This window comes from Bilophila sp. (assembly GCF_057864385.1).
In genome coordinates this window covers 23,241-46,286 of sequence record NZ_DBMAFI010000027.1, presented here as the reverse complement: position 1 = coordinate 46,286, position 23,046 = coordinate 23,241, and the positions used below count along the sequence as shown (strand labels likewise).

General features: G+C 57.5%; 16 protein-coding genes. 13 read left to right on the top strand and 3 right to left on the bottom strand.

Features of this window, described 5'->3' with window-relative positions; genetic code table 11:
• Positions 1-289: 289 nt before the first annotated feature.
• Genes ACZM8Y_RS10305 through argC form a run of 4 tightly spaced genes read left to right on the top strand, consistent with a single transcriptional unit; the run spans position 290 to position 4,128 of the window.
• Positions 290-1,474, top strand: a complete 1,185-nt coding sequence (locus ACZM8Y_RS10305) for a class I SAM-dependent rRNA methyltransferase (RefSeq protein WP_337430455.1) — start codon at positions 290-292, stop codon at positions 1,472-1,474.
• Between the two features lie 38 nt (positions 1,475-1,512).
• Entirely contained in the window at positions 1,513-2,700 is a 1,188-nt protein-coding gene (locus ACZM8Y_RS10300) for a pyridoxal-phosphate-dependent aminotransferase family protein (protein WP_479858991.1), read from the top strand.
• Between the two features lie 49 nt (positions 2,701-2,749).
• Entirely contained in the window at positions 2,750-3,064 is a 315-nt protein-coding gene (locus tag ACZM8Y_RS10295; RefSeq protein ID WP_374044391.1) for a DUF1844 domain-containing protein, read from the top strand.
• A 5-nt stretch (positions 3,065-3,069) separates the two neighbouring features.
• Complete coding sequence (argC, locus tag ACZM8Y_RS10290) at positions 3,070-4,128, top strand: N-acetyl-gamma-glutamyl-phosphate reductase (RefSeq protein WP_482330263.1); 1,059 nt, start codon at positions 3,070-3,072, stop codon at positions 4,126-4,128.
• A gap of 1,418 nt (positions 4,129-5,546) precedes the next feature.
• Here the strand turns inward: argC and ACZM8Y_RS10285 are convergent.
• Entirely contained in the window at positions 5,547-6,068 is a 522-nt protein-coding gene (locus ACZM8Y_RS10285; protein WP_302554139.1) for a hypothetical protein, read from the bottom strand.
• A gap of 394 nt (positions 6,069-6,462) precedes the next feature.
• On the opposite strand from ACZM8Y_RS10285, the gene ACZM8Y_RS10280 reads away from it, so the two are divergent.
• The 3 genes from ACZM8Y_RS10280 to ACZM8Y_RS10270 all read left to right on the top strand — a co-directional run bounded on the left by ACZM8Y_RS10280 (position 6,463) and on the right by ACZM8Y_RS10270 (position 10,348).
• A complete protein-coding gene (locus ACZM8Y_RS10280) occupies positions 6,463-6,972 on the top strand; it encodes a nitroreductase family protein (protein ID WP_482330262.1) in 510 nt (169 codons plus the stop codon).
• A gap of 1,240 nt (positions 6,973-8,212) precedes the next feature.
• A complete protein-coding gene (locus ACZM8Y_RS10275; RefSeq protein ID WP_482330261.1) occupies positions 8,213-9,946 on the top strand; it encodes a YeiH family protein in 1,734 nt (577 codons plus the stop codon).
• Between the two features lie 144 nt (positions 9,947-10,090).
• The gene (locus ACZM8Y_RS10270) at positions 10,091-10,348 is read left to right on the top strand and encodes a hypothetical protein (protein WP_479858988.1); all 258 of its coding nucleotides are present in this window, start codon (positions 10,091-10,093) and stop codon (positions 10,346-10,348) included.
• A 1,547-nt stretch (positions 10,349-11,895) separates the two neighbouring features.
• Here ACZM8Y_RS10270 and eno read toward each other — a convergent pair.
• Positions 11,896-13,191, bottom strand: a complete 1,296-nt coding sequence (gene eno, locus ACZM8Y_RS10265; protein WP_302552947.1) for a phosphopyruvate hydratase — start codon at positions 13,189-13,191, stop codon at positions 11,896-11,898.
• A 771-nt stretch (positions 13,192-13,962) separates the two neighbouring features.
• Here eno and ACZM8Y_RS10260 point away from each other — a divergent pair.
• Entirely contained in the window at positions 13,963-15,039 is a 1,077-nt protein-coding gene (locus ACZM8Y_RS10260) for a BMP family ABC transporter substrate-binding protein (RefSeq protein ID WP_482330260.1), read from the top strand.
• A gap of 1,093 nt (positions 15,040-16,132) precedes the next feature.
• Here the strand turns inward: ACZM8Y_RS10260 and ACZM8Y_RS10255 are convergent.
• Positions 16,133-16,357, bottom strand: a complete 225-nt coding sequence (locus tag ACZM8Y_RS10255) for a hypothetical protein (protein ID WP_482330259.1) — start codon at positions 16,355-16,357, stop codon at positions 16,133-16,135.
• Positions 16,358-17,000: 643 nt separating this feature from the next.
• Between ACZM8Y_RS10255 and ACZM8Y_RS10250 the strand changes: the two genes are divergently transcribed.
• The 5 genes from ACZM8Y_RS10250 to ACZM8Y_RS10230 all read left to right on the top strand — a co-directional run bounded on the left by ACZM8Y_RS10250 (position 17,001) and on the right by ACZM8Y_RS10230 (position 22,497).
• A complete protein-coding gene (locus tag ACZM8Y_RS10250; RefSeq protein WP_482330258.1) occupies positions 17,001-18,119 on the top strand; it encodes a metal-dependent phosphohydrolase in 1,119 nt (372 codons plus the stop codon).
• Positions 18,120-18,152: 33 nt separating this feature from the next.
• The gene (locus ACZM8Y_RS10245; protein WP_482330257.1) at positions 18,153-19,892 is read left to right on the top strand and encodes an alkaline phosphatase; all 1,740 of its coding nucleotides are present in this window, start codon (positions 18,153-18,155) and stop codon (positions 19,890-19,892) included.
• Positions 19,893-20,128: 236 nt separating this feature from the next.
• Complete coding sequence (locus ACZM8Y_RS10240; RefSeq protein WP_479858646.1) at positions 20,129-20,560, top strand: hypothetical protein; 432 nt, start codon at positions 20,129-20,131, stop codon at positions 20,558-20,560.
• Between the two features lie 24 nt (positions 20,561-20,584).
• The gene (locus ACZM8Y_RS10235; protein WP_482330256.1) at positions 20,585-21,259 is read left to right on the top strand and encodes an ABC transporter ATP-binding protein; all 675 of its coding nucleotides are present in this window, start codon (positions 20,585-20,587) and stop codon (positions 21,257-21,259) included.
• Positions 21,256-22,497, top strand: a complete 1,242-nt coding sequence (locus tag ACZM8Y_RS10230) for an ABC transporter permease (RefSeq protein WP_482330255.1) — start codon at positions 21,256-21,258, stop codon at positions 22,495-22,497. Before ACZM8Y_RS10235 ends, ACZM8Y_RS10230 begins: the two co-directional genes overlap by 4 nt.
• Positions 22,498-23,046: the final 549 nt, after the last annotated feature.

Below are 23,046 nucleotides of genomic sequence, written 5' to 3'. Positions count from 1 at the left end.
TACACCATGTTATGGATATAAAGTAACCATATACTATGACAGAGCCAAGAAATAAAGCCTCAACCGCTTCCTATGACGCAGCCAAAGCTTTATAGTCAATAAAAACAAACTATAACAAACTCATAAAACAAAAAAACAGGGAAACATGCCCGCGTCTCCCCCACCCCATTACGAAAGTCTTGGGAGAGGGAGGGGAGAGGTCTGGAGAGGGGAGGGAGAAGCCCTTCTTCAGAAGGGTTCTCCCTCCCCTCTCCAGTTGCCTTTCACCCTTCTCCCCCAAAGGACACCCATGCAACAGCTTTTCCTCAAAAAAAACGAAGACCGCCGCCTGCGGGCGGGGCACCTGTGGATTTTCAGCAACGAAGTGGACGTGAAGCGATCCCCGCTGACGGCGTTCGCGCCGGGCGAGGCCGCGCAGGTCTGCGCCGCCGACGGGCGCCCCATCGGGACGGCCTACGTCAACCCGGCTTCGCTCATCGCCGCGCGCATCGTCAGCCGCAAGCCCGACGAGCCGCTCGACGCATCCCTCATCAAAAAACGCCTCGAACGCGCCCTGCTGCTGCGTGAAACGCTGTTCGACGTGCCTTTCTACCGCCTGTGCCACGGCGAAGGCGACTGGCTGCCCGGCCTCGTGCTCGACCGCTACGGCGACGTGTTCAGCGCGCAGATCACCACGGCGGGCATGGAAGCCCAAAAGGATGCCCTGCTCGAAGTGATCGGGGAACTGTTCAACCCCAAGGCCGTGCTGTTCCGCAACGACGTGAGCGTGCGGACGATGGAAAACCTGCCCCTGAGCGTGGAAACGGGCATGGGCACGGTGCCGGACGAAATCGAAGTGCGGGAAAGCGGCGCGGCCTTCACCGTCCCGCTGGCGGAAGGCCAGAAGACCGGCTGGTTCTACGACCAGCGCCCCAACCGGGTGGAGGCCGCCAAGTACGCCAAGGGCAAGACCGTGCTCGACGCATTCTGCTACGCGGGCGCGTTCGGGGTCATGGCGGCCCGGAACGGCGCGGCGGGCGTGACGTTCCTCGACGCTTCAAAGCAGGCCCTCGACATGGCAGGCCGCAACCTTGCCGCCAACGCCGGCTGCCCCGGCGAAACGCTGCCCGGCGACGCGCTGGACACGCTGGCGGCGCTGCGCGACGGGGGGCGGAAATTCGGCGTGGTCTGCGTCGATCCCCCGGCCTTCATCAAACGCAGGAAGGACGCCGAGCAGGGCCTCAACGCCTACCGCCGGGTCAACGATCTGGGCTTGCAACTCGTGGAAAACGGGGGCATTCTCACGAGCTGTTCCTGTTCGCACCACCTTGAGGCCGAAGCGCTGCGCCGCCTGATCGCCCAGTGTGCCGCCAAGAGGGGCCTGAACACGCAATTGCTGTATCAGGGCTTTCAGGGGCCGGATCATCCGGTGCATCCGTCCATGCCCGAAACGGCCTATCTTAAAGTCTTTATCCTGCGGGTCTGGAAAGACTGATCCGCGCCGCGAAATTTGTCCGCATGACAGGAGACATCATGTTCAACAAGCCCCGTTTGCTCACCCCCGGCCCCACGCCTCTGCCCGAACGCGTCCGCCTTGCCCTCGCGCAGGACATGATCCACCACCGGAAGCCCGGCTTCAAGAAAATCCTGCTGGAAACCGAAACCATGCTCCAGAAGCTGTTCGGCACCGAACAGCCGGTGCTCCCGCTTTCCTGCTCCGGCACCGGGGCCATGACCGCCGCCGTGCACGGCCTGTTCCTGCCCGGCGAAACCGTCATTGTGGTGAACGGCGGCAAATTCGGCGAGCGCTGGTCCAAAATCGCCGCCGTACGCGGGCTTAAGGTCGTGGAAATCGATGTGGCATGGGGGCAGGCCGTGACGCCCGCGCAGGTCGAACAGGCGCTCCGCGAACATCCCGAAGCCAAGGGCGTGCTCATGCAGGTCTGCGAAACCTCCACCGCCGCACAGCATCCGGTGGAAGCCATCGCCCGGCTTACCCGCACGCGCGAGGTGCTCCTTGTCGCGGACGGCATCTCGGCGGTCGGCATCTCCCCCTGCCCGATGGACGCATGGGGCATCGACTGCCTCCTTACCGGCTCCCAGAAGGGCCTCATGGTCCCGCCCGGCATGGCGCTGCTGGCCCTTTCCGCGCGCGCATGGAAACGCGCCGAATCCATCCCCGCCTCCTGCTTCTATTTCAACCTCGTGGGCGAGCGCGACAACGTGCTGAAGGGGCAGGGGCTGTTCACCTCTCCGGTCAGCCTCATCGTGGGGCTGCACGAGAGCCTGTCCATGCTGTTTGAGGAAGGCGGCCTCGACGCCCTGTACCGCAAGCAGTGGGCGCTCACCTGTATGGTCCGCACCGGGGCGCAGGCGCTGGATCTGCCCCTGTTCGCGCCCACCCATTACGCTTGGGGCGTCACCAGCATCCTGCTCCCCGCCGGGGTGGACGGTGACAAGCTCCTCAAGGTCGCTGCCGACGAATGCGGCATTGTCTTCGCGGGGGGGCAAGATCATTATAAGGGCCGCATGGTCCGCTTCGGGCACATGGGCTGGGTGGATTGGGCGGACGCGCTGGCGGGATTGCACGCGCTGGCCTACGGTTTGCGGGCTTCCGGCGGCTTCAGCGCGTCGCGCGATTATCTGGAAACGGCACTTTCCGCGTATCATCGCGCCCTTGACGTTGAGCCGGGACGAGTTATTCCTGATGTAAGAAGTTGAACAGGCCCCCTGCCGGGCCCCTCATAGACACTCGTTCCACGGAGACGCCATGAACACCGCTTCCCCTGAAGGCCATAAGGCCTGCAACTGCAATAAGCCCGGCTGCGACTGCTCCATGCCGCAGGTCACGTTTTCCACGTTCATCCTTTCCCTCGCCTCGTCCGCGCTGGTGCAGCTCGGCGAGGTTCCCAACCCGGAATCGGGCGCGACCGAACAGGATTTGGTCATGGCCAAGCATACCATCGACATCCTGACCATGCTCGAAGAAAAGACCAAGCAATGCCTCGACAGCGACGAAGCACGCCTTCTGGAAGGTATCCTGTACGAACTGCGTATGAAATACGTCATGAAAAAGGTGGATTAAAAGCCATGCCGCAAGAAATGATCCGGGTTGGCCTTGTCGGGGTCACCGGCTACACTGGGATGGAGCTGGCCCGTCTGCTGACCGGGCACCCGAACATGAAGCTCACCGCCGCCACCTCCCGCACCGAAGCGGGCAAACGGCTCGGCGGCCTGTACCCGTTCCTCAACGGCCTGCCGGGGGCCGACGTCATCCTTATCGAGCCTGAGCCGGAACTCATCGCCAGGGAATGCGATCTGGCCTTCCTTGCCGTCCCGCACACGGCGGCCACGGAAATGGCGGCGGCGCTCGTGGAACGCGGCCTCAAGGTGGTGGATCTTTCCGCCGACTTCCGCCTCAAGAGCGCGGAAACCTATGAGCAGTGGTACAAGGTCGAGCACAAGCGCCCCGACCTGCTCCCCGAAGCGGTATACGGCCTGCCGGAGCTCTACGCCTCGGACATCGCCAAGGCGCGCCTCGTGGCGAACCCCGGCTGTTACCCCACTTCGATCATCCTCGGCATGACCGCGGCCCTCGCCGACGGCCTTGTCGAAACCCACGGCATCGTCGCGGACTCCAAGTCCGGCGTATCCGGCGCGGGCCGTTCCGCCAAGCTCGGTTCTCTCTACTGCGAAGTGGCGGACTCCTTCAAGGCTTACGGCATCGGCACGCACCGCCACACCCCGGAAATCGAACAGGAGTTGTCCCGTCTGGCGCACGAGCCCATGACCATCTCTTTCAATCCGCACCTTGTGCCCATGAACCGCGGCATCCTGTCCACGATCTACGCACAGCTCAAGGCCCCCCTCTCGCAGGCGGACGCCCAGCGCGTGTATGAGGAAACATGGGCGGACAGCCCGTGGGTGCGCGTCCTGCCCTCCGGGCAGCTTCCCGAAACCCGCAATGTACGCGGGACGATGTTCTGTGATATGTCCGTCATCGTCGATCCCCGGACCAACCGGCTCATCGTGGTGTCCGCCATCGACAACGTCTGCCGCGGCGCGTCCGGGCAGGCCATCGCCAACGCCAACCTCATGTGCGGGCTTCCGGTCACGGCCGGGCTCATGCTCTGCGCCATGATGCCGTAAGGCCTCCGGCGGCAAGGGGCGCGGCCCCTTGAACCCCGGCAGGGCTCCGCCCTGCACCCGCCGGGGGGAATGATTCCCCCCGGACCCCCTCAGAGAAATCGAAAACGGACGGCTTCAAACCGGCTTGCGCCGATTTGAAGCCGTCCGTTTTCGATTTTCCCGTTATTGCTGTACCGTATTTTTACGGCAGCATATTTTGTTTGGCTGCGTCACAAAAATGGTTGATGCTTTTTCCTTGAAGTCCCAAAGAAATAACCGACAAAATGTCTTACTTATAGGTTAGCCAATGTAAAAAATGGATAAAAAGGCTGTATTTTTATCATGCTGTAGAGATAAAACAACTACATACTATGACAGAGCCGTTTATTTCGCTCTGTTCTAGAGCAAATTAACTTTAAATCTTTATAACATTAAAGTTTAAGGAACGCTCATTTCGATATTTAACAATGTAAGTACATTGTGCTTATATCTTCGCAGTGGCCGCCTGCTTCCCGCAGTCGGAAGAACCGACAAAATGCCTTACTCATGGATTCAACCAATGAAAAGATGGATAAAAAGGTTGTATTTTCACCATGTTATAGAGATAAATGAACCCAATACTCATGACAGAGCCGTTTGTTTCGCTCTGTCCTAAAGCACATTAACTTTAAATCTTTATAACATTAAAGTTTAAGGAACGTTTATTTCGGTATTTAACAATGTAAGTATATTGTGCTTATGCCTTCGCAGCGGCCGCCTGTTTCCCTCAGTCGGAAGAACATTTTCAACGTGAAAATGTTCTAAAGAAAGGGGTACTTATAATATATTTTAATAATTATAAATTTTATAAATAGTACATGCCGAAATATAAATTAAAATCCTCAAAACGTAAAATTTGAGTACATCATAACCACTTTTATAGGACAGAGCCTTTATTTTGGGCTCTTTTATGGTATGTGGTTGTTTCATCTCCACAGCACGGTGAAAATACGGCCTTTTTCTCCAGTTTTCCCCTTGGCGTGCTCCACGGATAAGGTATTTTGCTGGTTATTCCTTTGAAATTTCAAGGAAAAAAGCATCAGCCATTTTCTATAACACCGCCTTGTTTTTAAACAATAAAGCCTCTTATCTCAAAGGGTTGGCCCCGATAGCTGCAACATACAGGACAGGCATCCGATAAAGGAGAAGGCCGTATACGGCAAGCAGTAAGTATTCTCTTGCTTGGGCTTGCCAGTAGATAGCCGATAAACGCTTTGCCATGATGTCAGCCAAAGAAAAAGCCCGAAACGGGCTATCCTTTCACCATGCGGTGGAGACAAAGCTACGGCATCCTCTGACGGAGCCAAGGCGAAAATGCTAAAGGGAGGGAAGGATGGGAGCATAGGGCATTTCCCTTCTCCCAAAGCCTCCCCTCCCCATTTTCAAAATCTCTTCCCTTCCTAACACGCACAGCGCAGCATCTTGGCGCCGTCGCGGAAAAGGATCTGCATCTTGTCGGGGGGGAAAACTTCCTGCACAACGCCGCTGCCGAACTTGGGATGTTCGACGACATCGCCGACGGCGAAGGACTCGTTCATGGCGTAGGGGCGGGCGGAAGCAACGGTCATGTTCATGGTGCGCTGCCAGTTCTGTTCCATGTCCTCGGCGGCCTTCTGCGCTTTGGCGGCGGCACGGGACGCGGCGGCGGGGGATGCGGCGGCCGTGGAAGGCGTGGAGGTGGGCTTGAAGGAATTTACGGCTTCCTTGCGGGTCTCACCGGCCTTTACACGGCAAACGGCCGTCTTTCCCTTCACTTCCTTGGGTGTCGCAGGCGGGTAATACTTGTGCACGCTTCCGCAGGCGCGGCATTCCACCTTGACGATTTCCCCGCCGACAAGGGCGACGATGACATGCCCGGTAATGTCATTGCAGCGAGTGCAACGGGCTTCAATACGATCTCCGGGACCCGGCATACCAGCCATAAAAACTCCTTCAAAACACGCTGTCACGAAAAAAAGAATGAAGAAAAAACCAGCAAACGAAACGCGTCCAAGGCCCGCAAACAGCAGGAACGGACCCCTCGTTTCTTTGTCCAGACCGAAAAGAATACACGTATGATAACGCAGTGACAAGCCCTGACGTGCCGGAAAAGAATATCCAAACATCCGTGCGGGCTACAGACATCTTGAGTGAAAGGGCCCGGCAAAGGGACATTCACCTTTTTGATGATTTTCTAAAAATTCATTTTGAATTTCAGACAGTTGAAATACGGTTTTCAGTGCAAAAACGAATGCCTCCCGGCAAATCGGCTCTGGTGCAACCCAAACGGATCTGCTATGTTGCGGCGAACACAAACCCGATAAAAGGAGCGTTCTTATGGATGCCTTTGAAGCCCTCCATACTCGCCGCAGCATTCGCCAGTTCCTGAACCGGCCCGTCGGTGAAGACATTGTCAAAGAATTGCTGAGCGCCGCCATGTCCGCGCCCACGGCGGGGGGCATCCAGCCGTGGAGGTTCGTGGTCATCACGGATCGCGAAAAATTGGATAAAATCCAGGAATTCCATCCATACGCGGGCATGATCAGGCAGGCCCCGCTCGCCATCCTCGTTTGCGGGGACACCACCTCGGCCCATTACGGCAAGTACTGGGTGCAGGACTGCTCCGCCGCTATGGAAAACCTCTTGCTCGCGGCACGTGCCAAGGAACTGGCTTCGCTCTGGTGCGGCGTCCATCCCGTCCCTGAACGGGAACAGGCTTTCCGTGAGCTCTGCAACCTTCCGGATACCGTATCGCCGCTCGGCCTTGCTATTATCGGCTACTCCGAAACGCCCTTCTCACATAAGGAACGTTACGACGAACAGAAAGTGCATTTTAACGTCTGGTAGGGCCAACCTATCCGAACGCACGGCACTGTTTGAAGCAGCCCCCGCTTGAAACGGCACCCACGGACAAAGAAATCCGGCTACGGAAAAATACAGGCAACTGGCCATTTCCAAAGCCGCAGCGCTTCAGTGTGGGCAAGAAACAGGGATATTCACTTTGGCTGTGTTATAGAAAACAGTTGATGCTTTTTCCTTGAAGTTCCAAAGGGATAACCGGCAAAATGCCTTAGCCGTGAATCCCGCCAAGGGGAAAATAGGAGAAAAAGGCTGTATTTTCAACGCACTGTGGAAATAAAACGACCACAAACCATAACAGAGCCTTCGCTTTTACAATGGAAGTTACATTTTAACTACATGGAATTCAAAACGATTTTTTTTGAAAATCATCGAAAAGATGAATGTCTCGGAATAGTCTGGGGATGACGGCGTATCGTTTTATAAAGATACGATGGATTTTCATTCCCTGCACCAGAAGGCCCACTCGGAATTCTCCCTGCCGCATCATAAACGGCGATCCCATGAGTTCCGCCGCTGGATTCCGCACTAAACGCGTTATCCCTGTGTATTTTCTTGTTACCATACTGTCGCGCTGCGGCTAAGAAAGGGGCAGCCGTCCTATCATGTCGACAGTCGCCATATCTGCGTACTGGTATCCCGGCCTTTACTCCAGATTCTACTGCATCCCATCTTTTTTACTTCCCGCATCTCCATGCTTTTGTGGCGTGGGCCTCTCAACATTTTCCCCCAACCCTCCATCATGATGACTCCCCCCCAAAAAAAATATTTGGTGAACTCTAGAGCATGATACCCCTCACCATTTTGGAGGAGTAGAGGACAAAAGAAAATTTCTATTCAATAAAATATATCTATATCAATATATTAAACAGGCAAAAAGAGCGGTCGGCAGAACTATATGCCCGGCCGCGTTTCTTGGATGCAGCCCTGTATGCAGCATTTTGTTCAAGTTATATCAAAGTAGAACACCTTTGATTGATCACTCAATCTATTCCACTCACATACAAGGCATGTTCCTTTTCATTCTGTCCTCGATTCACAATAGCTCGCCATTACATCAAAAATTCTGTTGACAATAGACTGTGTCCTGTTATTAGTCGAATGAAAGGCGTCAGGTCTGTGGAGCCGTAAACTCCACAACCGCTCAAAGGCAGAGGAGTTGGTGATTTTTTTCACCCAAAAACAGGGTTGGCTTTCGGCACATGCCCCAAGCCAGGAGGAGACTGTTATGGCAAATGAAAACAACAATGTGGTCATCGACCGAGCCCAATCGCACTGGTCAGACCTGTGGAAGAAGGAAGACTACTGGGCCATTTGGCTTGGTTTCGTCCTGCTGATCGCGGCCATCTGCATTTTCATCAATGGCGCTCCGGCCAGCTACAAGGAGACCATCGACAATTCCAACGCGATCATGAAGGCGGAAGCAGAGAAGGCTCCGTTCAAGACCATTGCGTATATCCAAGCTCAGGATGCCAAGAAGGGCGTCGTCGGCACCAACCTGCCTATCGCCAAGGAAATCAAGGCATTCATAGCCAGCCCCGGCAAGTGGACGAACAACCCCCTGAAGTCCATGTTCACCAGCCAAGCCGAGGCCGACGCGAAGAACGCCGCCAATAAGGAAAAGGCTGAAGCAGCCAAGGCCAAGGCCGAAAGCTCTTTCGCCGCCGCCGAAGCCGCCGAAAAGCTCGCCGCCGATGCGGGCTACAAGGATGCCGGACTGAACGCCGCCGCCGAAGCCGCCATCAAGGACTGGACCAAGGCCAAGTCCGAAGCGTCCAAGGCCTCCGCCAAGGCCAAGCCCGTAAACCTTTTCACCACCCTGCCCCTGCTGATGGTCGCCTTTGGCCTGTTCTTCGGCATCGGCATCTTCATCATGGGCCAGAACCTGCCCAAGTTCCTCATCGGCTTTGTGGGCCTGTTCATCGTCGTGGTTGTCGCCATGATCCTCGGCCAGCAGTCCACTATGGCCTACTACGGCATCGGCGTAGAGCCGTGGGGCATCATGTTCGGCATGATCATCGCCAACACGATCGGCACCCCGCAGTGGATAAAGCCTGCGCTTCAGGTTGAATACTACATCAAGACGGGCCTCGTGCTCCTTGGCGCGGAAATCCTGTTCGATAAGATCATCGCCATCGGCACCGCCGGCATCTTCGTGGCGTGGGTGGTCACCCCCATCGTGCTCATCGTGACCTTTATTTTCGGGCAGAAGGTTCTCAAGATGGCCTCACCGACCCTGAACATCACCATCTCCGCCGACATGTCCGTGTGCGGCACCTCCGCCGCCATCGCCGCAGCCGCCGCGTGCCGCGCCAAGAAGGAAGAGCTCACCCTCGCCCTCGGCCTGTCCATGACCTTCACCGCCATCATGATGGTGGCCATGCCCGCCCTCATCAAGTTCCTCGGCCTGCCTGAGGTGCTTGGCGGCGCGTGGATCGGCGGCACCGTCGATTCCACGGGCGCCGTGGCCGCCGCCGGTGCGCTGCTCGGCTCCAAGGCCATGTATGTGGCCGCGACCATCAAGATGATCCAGAACGTGCTCATCGGCGTGACCGCCTTCGGCATCGCCGTCTACTGGTGCACCAGCGTTGAAAAGACCGCCGGACGCGAAACCAGCCTGATGGAAATCTGGCATCGTTTCCCCAAGTTCGTCATCGGCTTCCTCGCCGCTTCGATCATCTTCTCCATGTACAGCGCCGACCTCGGCCCTGACCTCGGCACCGCCCTCATCAACAAGGGCGTCATCGACGGCATTGAAAAGGGCGTCCGCACATGGTTCTTCGTGCTCGCCTTCACCGCCATCGGCCTGAGCACCAACTTCCGCGAACTCGCCCCCTACTTCAAGGGCGGCAAGCCCCTCATCCTGTACGTCTGCGGCCAGTCCTTCAACTTGGCCCTGACCCTTCTCATGGCGTATGTAATGTTCTACCTCGTCTTCCCCGAAGTCACGGCGAAGATCTGACGGGCTCGTCGGCGCATCCGGCTTACGGGTGCGCCGCTTCCTCACCCCCGGATTTGGAGGTGGAACCGCCCGGCGCTTCCACCTCCTTATGCAAAAGCTCACCGGGCCGGGCTCTTCCCCGTACCCCTCTAATAGGAAAGCATCATGTCCAGACGCCCTCTCCCCGGCTATGTGAAGCTGCTTCTCTGCATGTTTACGATATGGCTGCTGCTCTGGGTCATCACCCCGCTTTGGGTACCCTACAGCAAACTGCATCAGGACTTTGCCGCGGCGCAGGAAAAATATGATGTGCCCATCGGCGCGCTCTACTACAATGACATTCCCTTCATCAACGAAGCCGCTATGGAACTCCGCGACACGTGGCGTTTCCTCCCGCGCGGCCCGTTGCCTGAAAAGAACTAGCAGGGATAACCGGGGGAGGAAAACCCTTCTGAAGAAGGGTTGTTCCTCCCCCGGCCCCCTCCTTTCTCAAGACTTTCGACTGGTGGGGAGGCCACTCAAAAGGAGTCCCTGCCGAATGGATGCTGACGGGAAGAGAGAGAGAGAGAGAGAGAGAGAGAGAGAGGTTCTGTTATAGTTTGTGGTTGTTTCATCTCCACAGTGCGGTGAAAATACAGCCTTTTTCTCCGGTTTTCCTCTTGGCGGAATATAGGGCTAAGGCATTTTGTCGGTTATCCCTGTGGAACTTCAAGGAGAAAAGCATCAACCATTTTCTATAACACAGCCAAAAAAAAGAGAAATCTACCTGAATTATAAACAAGGTTCCGCCATAGCCTTTGATTGATACAGTGTTGCAGGAGTTGATTTCATCAAGTTTTTTTGAATGTATTTGCTGGTGAGCCCTGCGGCAAAAAATTTTCTTAGTCTCTATCTTGAGTTACATAAAATAGTCTATCAACCTTTTATTATGGCAGGGGTATAGATAAAGGCTCTGTCATAGTATGTGGTTGTTTTCTCTCCACAGCGCAGTGAAAATACAGACGTTTTCTCCAGTTTTTCCGCTGATGGACTCCATACTTGAGGCATTTTATTGGTTATTTCTTTGGGGCTTCAAGAAAAAAGCATCAACCATTTTCTATGGCACAGCCTAAACAAAAGCCTTTGTCAGGGAAAACGAATGACGTTTTATTTCTTGGATTGTGTCTTCAATTAAATATAATTTTTTGAAATTATTCAACTATTTTCCAAGCCTCAAAAAAATTTACTTTTAATATTTTTAAATAGTTACATATAAAAATGACGACACAGCCTAGGGGTTCTCAATAAAAAATCAATAAGATGCCTCAACCAAAGGGCCACCGCCAATACCCATAAAAAGCTCTCTATTCACTGTACTGTATAACACAACTCACGCTCTATAACAGTACCGCAAATAATAACCACCCATATAACGGGTGGTTTCTTGTTTCGGATACTTCGTATCCCCAACAGGCTGAAGCCCATAAAGAAAAGGCTGTGTCATAGAAAAAGGTTGATGCCTTTTTCTATGGCGTTCCGAGGGAATAACCAACAAAACGCCTCAGCCATGAAGCCCGCCAAAGGGAAAGCTGGAGAAAAGGCTGTATTTTCACCGTACTGTAGAGATGAAACAACCACGTACTATGACAGAGCCTAAAGAAAAGGCTGTGTCACGGGAAACGGCTGATGCTTTTTCCTTGAAGCTCCAAAGGAATACCCCCCCAATGCCTTAACCATAAACCATAGATTCCGCTAATGGGAAAACTGGAGAAAAAACTGTATTTTCACCGCGCTGTGGAGATGAAACAGCCACATGCTATGGCAGAGCCAAATAAAAAGGCTGTGAACTCCGTTCACAGCCTTTCTTTTTTCAACGGTACTCCCTCTGCGCGGCCTCCCCACCAGTCAAAGTTTTCGCGGGGAAGGGGAGGGGTTCGGGGAGGGGAAGGGGGGCCTTTTTTAAAAGGCTCCCCTTCCCCTCCCCGATTGCCTTATTCTTCGCCGTCAAAAGCGAGATTCGCACCCATGACGGGGCCGTAGTACATGGCGGCGTCGTCAAGGTCTTCCTCAATGCGGAGAAGCTGGTTGTACTTGGCGAGGCGGTCGCTGCGGCAGAGCGAACCGGTCTTGATCTGGCCAGCGTTCACACCCACGGCGAGGTCGGCGATGAAGCTGTCCTCGGTTTCGCCGGAACGGTGGGAAACGACCGTCGTGTAGGCCGATTCCTTGGCAAGCTGGATGGCGTCGAGGGTCTCGGTCAGAGTGCCGATCTGATTCACCTTGATGAGGATCGAGTTGGCGATGCCCTCTTCGATGCCTTCGGCAAGGATGTCGGGGTTGGTCACGAACAGATCGTCACCCACAAGCTGGATGTTGTCGCCGAGGGTATCGGTCAGCTCGCGCCAGCCGTCCCAATCATCTTCGGCAAGGCCGTCTTCAATGGAGACGAGCGGATACTTGGCGGTGAACTCCGCCAGCCATTCGATCATTTCCCGGTTGCTCAGAGCGCCCTTTTCGCCGATCATATACTTACCGTTCTTGTGGAACTCGGAAGCGGCGGCGTCAATGGCGAGCACGACTTCCGAACCGGGGTTGTAGCCGGATTCCTCAATAGCCTTCAGGATATAGCTGAACGCTTCGTCGTGGTTCCTGAGGTTGGGGGCAAAGCCGCCCTCATCGCCCACGCTGGTGATGTGGCCGTCGGCGGCAAGGATGGTCTTCAGCGTATGGAAGATTTCAGAGCCCATGCGCAGGCCGTCGGCAAACGTGTGCGCACCGACGGGCATAATCATGAATTCCTGAATATCCAAGTTGTTGGGGGCGTGAGCGCCGCCGTTGATGATGTTCATCATGGGGACGGGCAACACCTTGGCGTTGACGCCGCCGATGTACTGGTACAGCGGCAGGGCCAGGGATTCAGCGGCGGCGCGGGCCGTGGCGAGCGATACGCCGAGCATGGCGTTGGCGCCGAGGCGGGACTTGTTGTCCGTACCGTCCAAATCCAGCATGGTGTTGTCCACCTGCACCTGACGCAGCGCGTCGAGGCCCACGATCGCTTCCGCGATCTCGGTGTTCACATTTTCAACGGCCTTGCTGACGCCCTTGCCTTTATAACGGGCCTTGTCTCCGTCGCGCAGTTCCAGCGCTTCGCGGGTTCCCGTGGAAGCCCCGGACGGGACGGCGGCGCGGCCTACGTGACCGGAATCAAGGGAAACTTCTACCTCTATCGTAGGATTGCCGCGCGAATCAAGGATTTCGCGGGCCCAAACTGAAGCGATCGTACTCATATTGTCCAGCTCTCCGTTCTGCCCCTGAACAGTGTGTGACCTTGGGGACAGGGGCAAGCCTCCCGGTCACGGAACATCTTTTTTCACATACCATCAAACGCGGGGCACTGCAATGAGCCGCGGTCCCTGATCCCGCATCGTCTTGCCATCGCAACACATTTGCCACAAAACACTTTGACGGGCGGGCATGGTGAACGTGAGCCCCCTCATGGGCCATCATAACAAAAGGATGACGGCGGCGGAGGGGTTAAAAGCGGGGAAAAACGGATTCCATGCCTTTTAAGGCTCAGGAAAGCTTTTTCCATATATGGAATACGTACTTCCCTTTTAGGAGGACTCACCTTGAAACGTCTTCCTAAATCGTTTACCGTCCGTTCTTTGAAGAACGGCCCTGCCATGAGATGTGGCGGCTTCATCTCCGCAGTACGGTGAAAATACAGCCTTTTTCTCCAGCTTTCCGTTAGCGGGCTCCATGACTGAGGCATGTTGTCGGTTGTTTATTTGGAACTTCGAGAAAGCCGTGTTCTAGAAAATGATTGATACTTTTTTCTTTGAAGAGCCAAAGGTATAACCGGCAAAATGCCTTGGCCGTGGATCCCGCCAAGGGGAAAACCGAAGAAAAAGGCTGTATTTTCACCTCACTGTGGAGATGAAACAACCACAAACTATAAGAGCCTTCGAGAAAGAAAACATCAATCGTTTGCTGTGGCACAGCCTTAAAAAACCGGGAGGCCATCCCGGAAACCGTGTCCCATATCAGAGGATATACCCATGCGTACGCTTGCGCTCCTGATGGCCACCCTGCTCCTTGCGGCTGGGCTGGCCTCCGCGCCGGTTCAGTCCAGAGGGCTCCAAAGGGAGATGAAGGTCGGCTTTATCTATATTTCCCCGATCGGCGAAGAAGGCTGGTCATATGCCCATGATCAAGCCCGTAAGCTCTTGAGCACCATGCCCGGCGTGAGAACCTCGTATGTGGAAAGCGTCCCCGAAGGGCCGGAAGCCGAGCGCATCATCCGAAACATGGCCCGCAAGCATTACGACGTCATTTTTGCGACCAGTTTCGGCTACATGGATTTTATGCTCAAAGTTGCCGAGCAGTACCCCGACTCCACATTCATGCACTGCTCCGGCTACAAGAACGCCCCCAACATGAGCAACTATTTCGGCAGGATCTATCAGGCGCGCTATCTCACCGGCCTGGTGGCCGGTTCCATGACCCGGAGCGGCGCCATCGGCTACGTGGCGGCCTTCCCCATCCCCGAAGTCATCCGCGGCATCAATGCCTTTACCCTCGGCGTGCGTGCGGTGAACCCCAAGGCCGAAGTCCGTGTAGTCTGGACTAAATCATGGTATGATCCCGTCATGGAAAAAAACGCCGCCAAGCGCCTCATCAAAGAGGGCGCGGACGTCATCGCGCAGCATCAGGACTCCAGCGGGCCCCAAGAAGCGGCACAGGAAATGGGTGTTTATTCCATCGGTTACAATACCGATATGACCCGTTTTGCACCACGGGCTCACATGACGTCCGCCATATGGTCGTGGGGGCCCTTCTATAAGGAGGTTGTAGAGCAAGTCCGCGCGGGGACGTGGAAAAACGGTTCCTTCTGGTACGGCATGGAAACCGGCGTGGTGGACATAGCCCCCTATGGCCCCATGATCCCGCAAAATGTACGCGAACTGACCGATAAGGCCAAGGCCGACATCAAGAGCGGAAAGCTCGTTGTCTTCACGGGCCCCGTCAAAGATCAGCAAGGCGTTGAACGCATCCCCGCGGGTGCGGTTCCTCCCGACAAGGAATTGCTCAGCATGGATTGGTTCGTTGAAGGCGTCAACGGCACCCTCAACTAAAAAGCGCGTCTTGAAGAAGTACCCCGGAATGGCAAGTTTCCTTTTATAAGACAGCTAGAGACATTTCGGAGCTCCCAACTGCTTGCCCTGCTGCCTGTTTTTGTCCTGCCGCGCCTTTAAGCGGCGGCAAAACCCCGCCCCTTCATCCATCGTTCCCTCCTCCAGCCGGAGAATCATTCCCCGGCGGGCTGGAGCGGCAGCTTTGAACGGGGGCGGGCACATTGGAATCCCTGCGTATCCCCACCATGTTTCCATCCCTTCCGGGAATGCCTAGCCGAACAAACATTCCGGGATGGAGCCGGAGGCACAAATCGCGACGGGCCCCTACCCTACGCCGTAGCCTGCGGCATAGCGAAGTGGGGCACGGAACAGTGCCCTTGCCTATATCGTCCTAATCCAGCTCCTCAACAGAAAGCGCTCCTACCTGTGCGGATAAAGCCGAAACACCCCATGCGTGTGGGGAAAGCCAAGCTGAAAAGCGCATTCATCCATGCCCGGCCCCGCGTGCGTGGGGAAGACCCGTAGACTTCCTTACCCACCTTGTCGCTGTAGGAAACACCCCCACGTGCGTGGGGAAGACGTGACGGCGACCATAGCGATGATCTGCAATGGAGAAACACCCCCACGCACGTGGGGAAGACCCAGCCACACGGCGGGAATGCGGCATTGTCTGAGAAACACCCCCACGCACGTGGGGAAGACCCTGAATCGTTCTTACCTGTACGGATGACTCCGTTGGCAACATGGGCGATTTTCCGGCCATTGCCGACGAAGTACATGCCGGGCTGGTTGCGGGCGCGCTTCCAAGGAATGGGGGAGGGTGGGACGTGGCTGTCCGGCAAACGCTCCCTGCCAATCGAACGCTTCCCGCCTTCGCGGGGCCGATGCCTCCGCATTGGCCTCGCAGGGGGAACGGCAGCCCGGTGCCCGCGCCGTTTTTCCTCCGCTTTCCGGGCCGCCATGCCTGCCTTCTTCCATCCCCATTGGTGGAAGAAACCCCGGTGAACCGGAGGCGGCCCCATCAGCCTTTTTCACAACATACAATTATATATCAATAAAATACAGGCTACAGCATCTCAGAGCGCGGCCCCGTTCAAAAAATCCTCTCGATAAGCTCCCAAGGGTGCCATCCTACTTTGCCGTCCCAGCCGAAATACGGCCTTCGCGTGGCGATAAGGCGTTGTTCCGCAAGCAATTGAATGGCTACCGGCGGCGTGGCGAGCTTCGAGGCCTTGCGCTTCGCGCCGTCAAGCGTGCCTTCATACTCAAAATGCCTCCCATCCCCCAAACGGATGGTAAACAGGTGTTCCGTCTTCATATATAGGGCTCCTGTTAGTCTAATAAAGAAGCCATGCTATGATAGAATATACGGTCTTTCAAGAACGCTGAGATGGTTTATGATTCAAGGTGGTTTCATACTCATGATATGAAGCGGCCTTTCATCCGGCCCGTTTTGGGGCCGCCTCCCTGCCCCTCCGCTTTGGCCCCGATCTTCCTTGTTCAGCGCCCTTTCCCCCGCGTTCCGGCACCTCTCCGCTTTGGATGCGTCATATCACGATGACAGCGCGGGACCCCAATCCGGCGACCGGGCATTCCATCGCCGCGCCACGTTACGATGGCACTGTATGGGAAAAGCTGCGGCACTCGATACGCACGGAAGCCTTTAACACGGGAACCTTTAATATAGGGATGGGGATAGCGGAATGGAGAAAAGAGGGAAGCCGTTCCGACAGGCTTGGCGAAAGGGCAATTTTCTCCCTTTCATAATGTCTTCAGACGATTCCCCCTCCATGTGTATCCGTATGGCGACACCCTGCCGCCCTTCCTCTTCACGGCTGCCCATACATACGGGTTGTTCATACAAACAATACAAACGTCACACTAAGGCCACGTTTCCGCCACGAACGACGTCTAGGTTCTCCCTTGCCTCATCCTGAAACGGATCAACAAGGAGAAACCCCATGAATGCCGATTACAGTCGCCGCACCTTCCTGCTGGGCGGGCTGGCTACCGGAGCCGTGCTGCTCGCCGGAAAAACCTTCCTGCATCCTTCCGCAGCCCACGCCGCCACGGAAGCCGTCTCCCTTGACGCATGCATCAACATGACGCCCAAGGAAATGGCGGACAGATCCCAGTACGTCATGGCCGCGTGGAAATACCTTCAGGACGCCGCCGCGGAAATCGGCAACCCCGGCCTGCGCGCCGCCGTGCTGGACATCATGAAAAACCCGGCCCCGCTGCTGGCCGAAGGTGACGCCAAGGCCATTATGAAGGAATTGAAGGGGCAAGGGCTGCTCGCCCAGGACGCCAAGGCCGTTTTCCCGCCCTGCGCCGGCACGAAGAAAAGCCCGCAGCCTTTTTATACCGCGCCCGGCAGCGGCTGGAACAGCCACCACAGCTACCCCGGCGGGCTGGTGACGCACACGGCCCTCAACGTGGCCTCCTGCAAGGCCCTGTATGACAACTATGTCGACGTATTCGGCCTGAAGCTCGACCGCGACGTGGTGCTCGCCTCCCAGCTTCTCCACGACCTCCACAAGCCGTGGGTCTTCCAGTGGCAGGCGGATGGAACCTGCCGCAAGGAAGAAACCCTCGCCGCCACCGGAGAACACCATATCCTCAGCGTCGCCGAAAGCCTGCGGCGCGGGCTGTCCCCCGAACTGTGCGTAGCGCAGGCCTGTGCCCACGATCACCCCGGAGCCGCCGCATCCGAACAGTTGGTGGTGGGCTGGCTGAAGGCCGCCGCCGTCATCAACGGCAAGGATCCCGTCAAGGCCGGGCTTGTGGAAAAGGGCGGCAAAACCCTGCCCATGCCCCGCCGCATGGAAGGCTTCGTGACCCACCTCGCCGACCATGACTGGGTGCTCAGCGTGCCCGCCGCCCAATGGACCGTGGACGCCCTCAAGCAGGTCGCCGTCCGCTCCTACGGCATCAAGGAAGCCGATCTGTCCAAGAAGCCCTTCAACCAGTTCCGCAACTACGTGTTTTCGCAAAAGACCGCCATGCAGCTTTACGGCGCGTACAGCACCAGGGGGCTGGACGGGCTGACAGCCGAAGTAGCCGAACTCGTGCGCGCCTGATTTTCACAGTTTTTCTCAACAAAGGATCGTTACATGAACACACGCATCATTCCCGCCCTGTTGGGCGCCCTGCTCTTCTCCGGCGTCGCGGAAGCCGCGCCGAACATTTACCCTGTGGATACGGCCCGCTTCCTGGGCGGGAGCCGCTTCGACTTCAAGGTGGAGTTTGATGGCCAGCTCGCCGAAAAGGACGCCAAAGTCCTGATCAACGGGCAGGACGCCAAGGCCGTTCTGGGCGCGAAACCCGAATTCATCGCCAAGGAAAAGGGGGCCGACGGCTCCGCCCTGCTGCTGCGCGGCGCTTCGCTCAAGCCCGGACAGTACAAGGTGACGGTGGAAAGCCCCACCGGGAAAGCCTCCGCCAACTGGGACGTGTACGGCACGCCCGCCAAGCCCGCCGCCAAGAACGTCATCCTGCTCATCGCCGACGGCCTGAGCATGGGCCACCGCACGAGCGCCCGCCTCATGTCCAAAGGCGTGACCAACGGTATGTACAACGGCAAGCTGTCGATGGATACCCTGCCCTATACCGCCATGCTCGGCACGTGCAGCGTGGATTCCATCGCCGCCGACTCCGCCAACACCGCCTCCGCCTACATGACCGGGCACAAGTCCAGCGTGAACGCCCTCGGCGTCTACGCCGACCGCACCCCCGATTCGTTGGACGATCCCAGGCAGGAAACCATCGCCGAACTGCTCCGCCGCACGACCGGCAAATCCATCGGCGTGGTTTCGGATGCCGAAATCGAGGACGCGACCCCGGCTTCCGTGGTCGGGCATACCCGCCGCCGCGCCGACAAGGCCGAAATCGTGGATATGTTCTACAACGTGAAGCCCGACGTCATCATCGGCGGCGGCTCCGCCTACTTCCTGCCCCAAAGCGTCCCCGGCTCCAAGCGCAAGGACGACAAGAACTACATCGAAATGTTCCAGAAGGCAGGCTATGCCCTTGCCACGTCCAATACCGAGCTTTCCAAGGCCGTGAAGGGCAACCCCGACAAGCTGCTCGGCCTGTTCCATACCGGCAACATGGACGGCGTGCTGGATCGCAAGTTCCTCAAGAAGGGGACTGTCTCCAAGTTCCCGGATCAGCCGGATCTCACCGACTCCATGCGGGCCGCCCTTTCCGTGCTTTCCAAGAACCCCGAAGGCTTTTTCCTGATGCTTGAAGCGGGCCTCGTGGACAAGTACAGCCACCCGCTCGACTGGGAACGCGCCGTCTACGACACCATCATGTTCGACAAGGTCGTCGCCATTGCGCAGGAATTCTGCGACAAGAACCCCGACACCCTGCTCATCGTCACCGGCGACCATACCCACTCCATCAGCGTCATCGGCACCGTGGACGACAACCTGCCCGGCGAGCTCATGCGCGACAAGGTGGGCATCTACGCCGAGGCCGGCTATCCCGCCTATAAGGACGAAAACGGCGACGGCTACCCCGACGACGTGAACGTGTCCAAGCGCCTCGCGGTGTTCATCGGCAACTACCCCGACTATTACGAAACCTACCGCCCGAAGATGGACGGCCCGTTCGTCCCGTCCGTCAAGGATGAAAACGGGCATTACATCGCCAACGCCGCCTACAAGGATGTGCCCGGCGCGCAGCTCCGCATCGGCAACCTGCCCCGTACCGAATCCACCGGCGTCCACTCCATTGACGACCTTGTGGTCGGCGCGCGCGGCCCGCATGCCGACGCCTTCCGGGGCTTCATGAACAGCACGGAAGTCTTCCGCATCATATCCGAAGCCCTCGCGCTCGGAAATAAGTAGGAAAAACCGGGGGGAGGGCGCTTCCTGACGAAGCCCCTCCTTTTCCCTTTGGCTGTGTCATAGAAAATGGTTGATGCTTTTTTCCTTGAAATTTCAAAGGAATAACCAGAAAAACGCCTTAGCCGTAGGTTTCGCCAAGGGGAAAACTGGAGAAAAAGGCTGCATTTCCACCACACTGTGGGATGAAACAACCGCATACCATGACAGAGCCTTCCCTTTTTCCACAGGAACCACCCATGAAAAGACTGTTCCTCCTCTTTTTTGCCCTGCTCTGCCTGACGGGTACGGCGAAAGCGGCGACGCCGGAACTCTCGTTTGACGAACTCTACAGCGGGGGCGGCGTCCTTGGGCTCCAGTTTTCCGACAAGGTAAAGGGCCTCTCCGGGCAGCGCGTCATGATCAAAGGTTTCATGGCCCCGCCGCTCAAGGCCGAAGCCGCCTTCTTCGTGCTCACACGCGAACCCGTGGCCCTGTGCCCGTTCTGCCAGTCAGACGCGGACTGGCCCGACAACATCCTCGTCGTCTACCTTTCCTCCAACCAGAGCTTCGTCCAGAACAACGCCACCATTGAGGTGGAGGGCGTGCTGGAAATCGGATCGCACCGCGATGCGGATACCGGATTCATCAGCCAGCTCAGGCTGCGGGACGCCCGTTTCAGCAGGCTGTAACCTACGGCAAACCAAGGATCTTGTATGAACGGGCTCGAACTTCAGAACATCCTCCTCACCTTTCCCGAAGGGGTACAAAGGCGGACGGTTCTTGACATACCGTACCTTAAAGTAACATCCGGCGAACACGTCGGCATCCGGGGCGCATCGGGCTCAGGGAAAAGCTCCCTCCTCAACGTCGTGAGCGGGCTTGTGCTTCCAGACAGGGGAACCGTGCGCTGGGGCGCGACCGTGCCCGGCGCGCTGCCCGAACACCAGCGCGATCGCTGGCGCGGGCAGCATATCGGTTTCGTCTTTCAGGACTTCCAGCTTTTCCCTGAGCTGGAAGCGTTGGAAAACGTGCTCCTGCCCGCCACCTTCACCGGATGGCGCATCCCGGAAACCTTGATCCGGCGCGGGCGCGGCCTGCTCGAACAAATGCACGTCTGCCCCACCCGGAAAGTGCGGGCGCTGTCGCGTGGGGAAAAGCAGCGGGTCGCCATTGCGCGGGCCGTGCTGCTCAAGCCGGGCATCATCCTGGCGGACGAACCCACGGCAAGCCTTGACGAAGCCAACGCCGGGCAGGTGACCCTGCTGCTCTCCGGGTACGCCCGGACGCTGGGCAGCACGCTCCTTGTCGTGAGCCATGACGATGCCGTACTGGCAAACATGGACCGGGTGCTCGATCTCAACCGGGGTATTATACGGGAGGCGGCATGAATCCGTTGATGCTGATCAAAGGCGAACTGCGCCGCTCCTTCGGGGGCATCCTTGCCCTGTCGCTGGTCCTCGCGCTGTCCCTCAGCCTCGGCGTCGGGGTCAGCATGACCGAACGGGCGGTACGGCAGGGCACGGCGCGGGCGGGCGACGCTTTCGACCTGCTGGTGGGCGCACAGGGCAGCAGCGTGCAGCTCATGCTTGGGGCGGTCTATCTGCGCCCGCAGTCGCTGCCGCTGGTTCCGGGGAGCGCGGTTACGGAAATCCTGAAGCAGGAAGGCGTGGCATGGGCCGCGCCGCTGGCCTTCGGCGACCGCTGGAACGCGTCCCCGCTGGTGGGGACGAGCAGGGATATGGTCACGCTCGGCGGCAAGCGGGTGCTCGCGGAAGGCAGGGTCTTTGCCGCGCAGGACGAAGCCGTGCTCGGCGCGGGCGTCCCCCTGCGGCTCGGAGAGGCGTTTTCCCCCATGCACGGGCAGGTTTCCGCATCCCGCAACGAACACGGGCATGTCCGCTACAAGGCCGTGGGCCGCCTGCCGGAAACGGGCACGCCGTGGGACAACGCCATCCTCATCCCCATCGAATCGGTCTGGGCCGTCCACGATGCGTTTCCCGATGCGGGGCATGGGCTGCCCCTCGGACATCTTTTTGAAGGGAAGGGTTCCCCGCTGCCCGGCGTTTCCGCCGTGGTCGTCAAGCCCGAAAGCATCGCCGCCGCCTACCGCCTGCGGGCCTTTTGGCAGACGGCGACCCTCCCGAATGCGGACGGCAGGCCGGTGAACATGCAGGGCGTCTTTACCGGCGAGGTGCTGACCGAGCTGTTCGCCACCCTCGGCGACATGCGCGACATCATGACCGGCATGGCCTATGCCGCGCAGTTCGTAGCCCTGTGCGGGGTCATGCTGGTCGGCGGGATGGCGGTATCCATGCGCAAACGGATGCTCGGCACGCTGCGTGTGCTCGGCGCGCCCCGCGCCTATCTGGTGCTCAGCGTCTGGTGCGTGGTCAGCGTCAGCATCGCCATGGGCACGCTGGCGGGCCTGCTGTTCGGCTGGGGCCTTTCCGAAGGCGCGGCGCTGCTCATGTTCCGCCAGACCGGGATCATGCTCTCCCCACAACTGACCCTCGCCGAAGGCTCCTTTGCCGCCGCTTCCTTCGCGCTCGGCTCCCTGTGCGCGCTGTTCCCCGCCTGTATGGTCTACCGCAAAACGGGAGCCGTCGCATTGGGGGACGGCGAATAGCTTCCTAAAAGGAACCGATGCAACCATTCCATCGTTTCCACGCTTAAAGGCGGACAGGCTGAATTGGGACGCTCATGGGGCTGTTTCTGTTACCGGGGCATATCGGATGGCTGTGTTATAGAAAATGGTCGATGCTTTTTCCTTGAAGTTCCAAAGGGATAACCGGCAAAATGCCTTAGCCGTGGATCCCGCCAAGGGAAGAATTGGAAAAAAGGCTGTATTTTCCACCACACTGTGGAGATGAAACAACCACATACTATAACAGAACCTATCGGATTCTGCCTCTTTAAAAAGGGGCGTATCCGATGTGTCCTTACTTGCCGGGGAAAGGTGCGGCGGGTTACCCTATATGAAAGGAGGGCTTCCCATGATAAAGCTCACACGAACGGCTGCGGCCTATGCCCTAGGCATCTATTTGGCTACGGGTTGGCGAAGCGGATGGAACCCCGGCGAGTGGCCCCAAAGGGAATGGCACGGCGGCGGTGGCTCTTGCGGCTGTACAGGCCCAGCTCGAACGGCAAGCGAAACACAGAGGAAGCACGGCAGGGG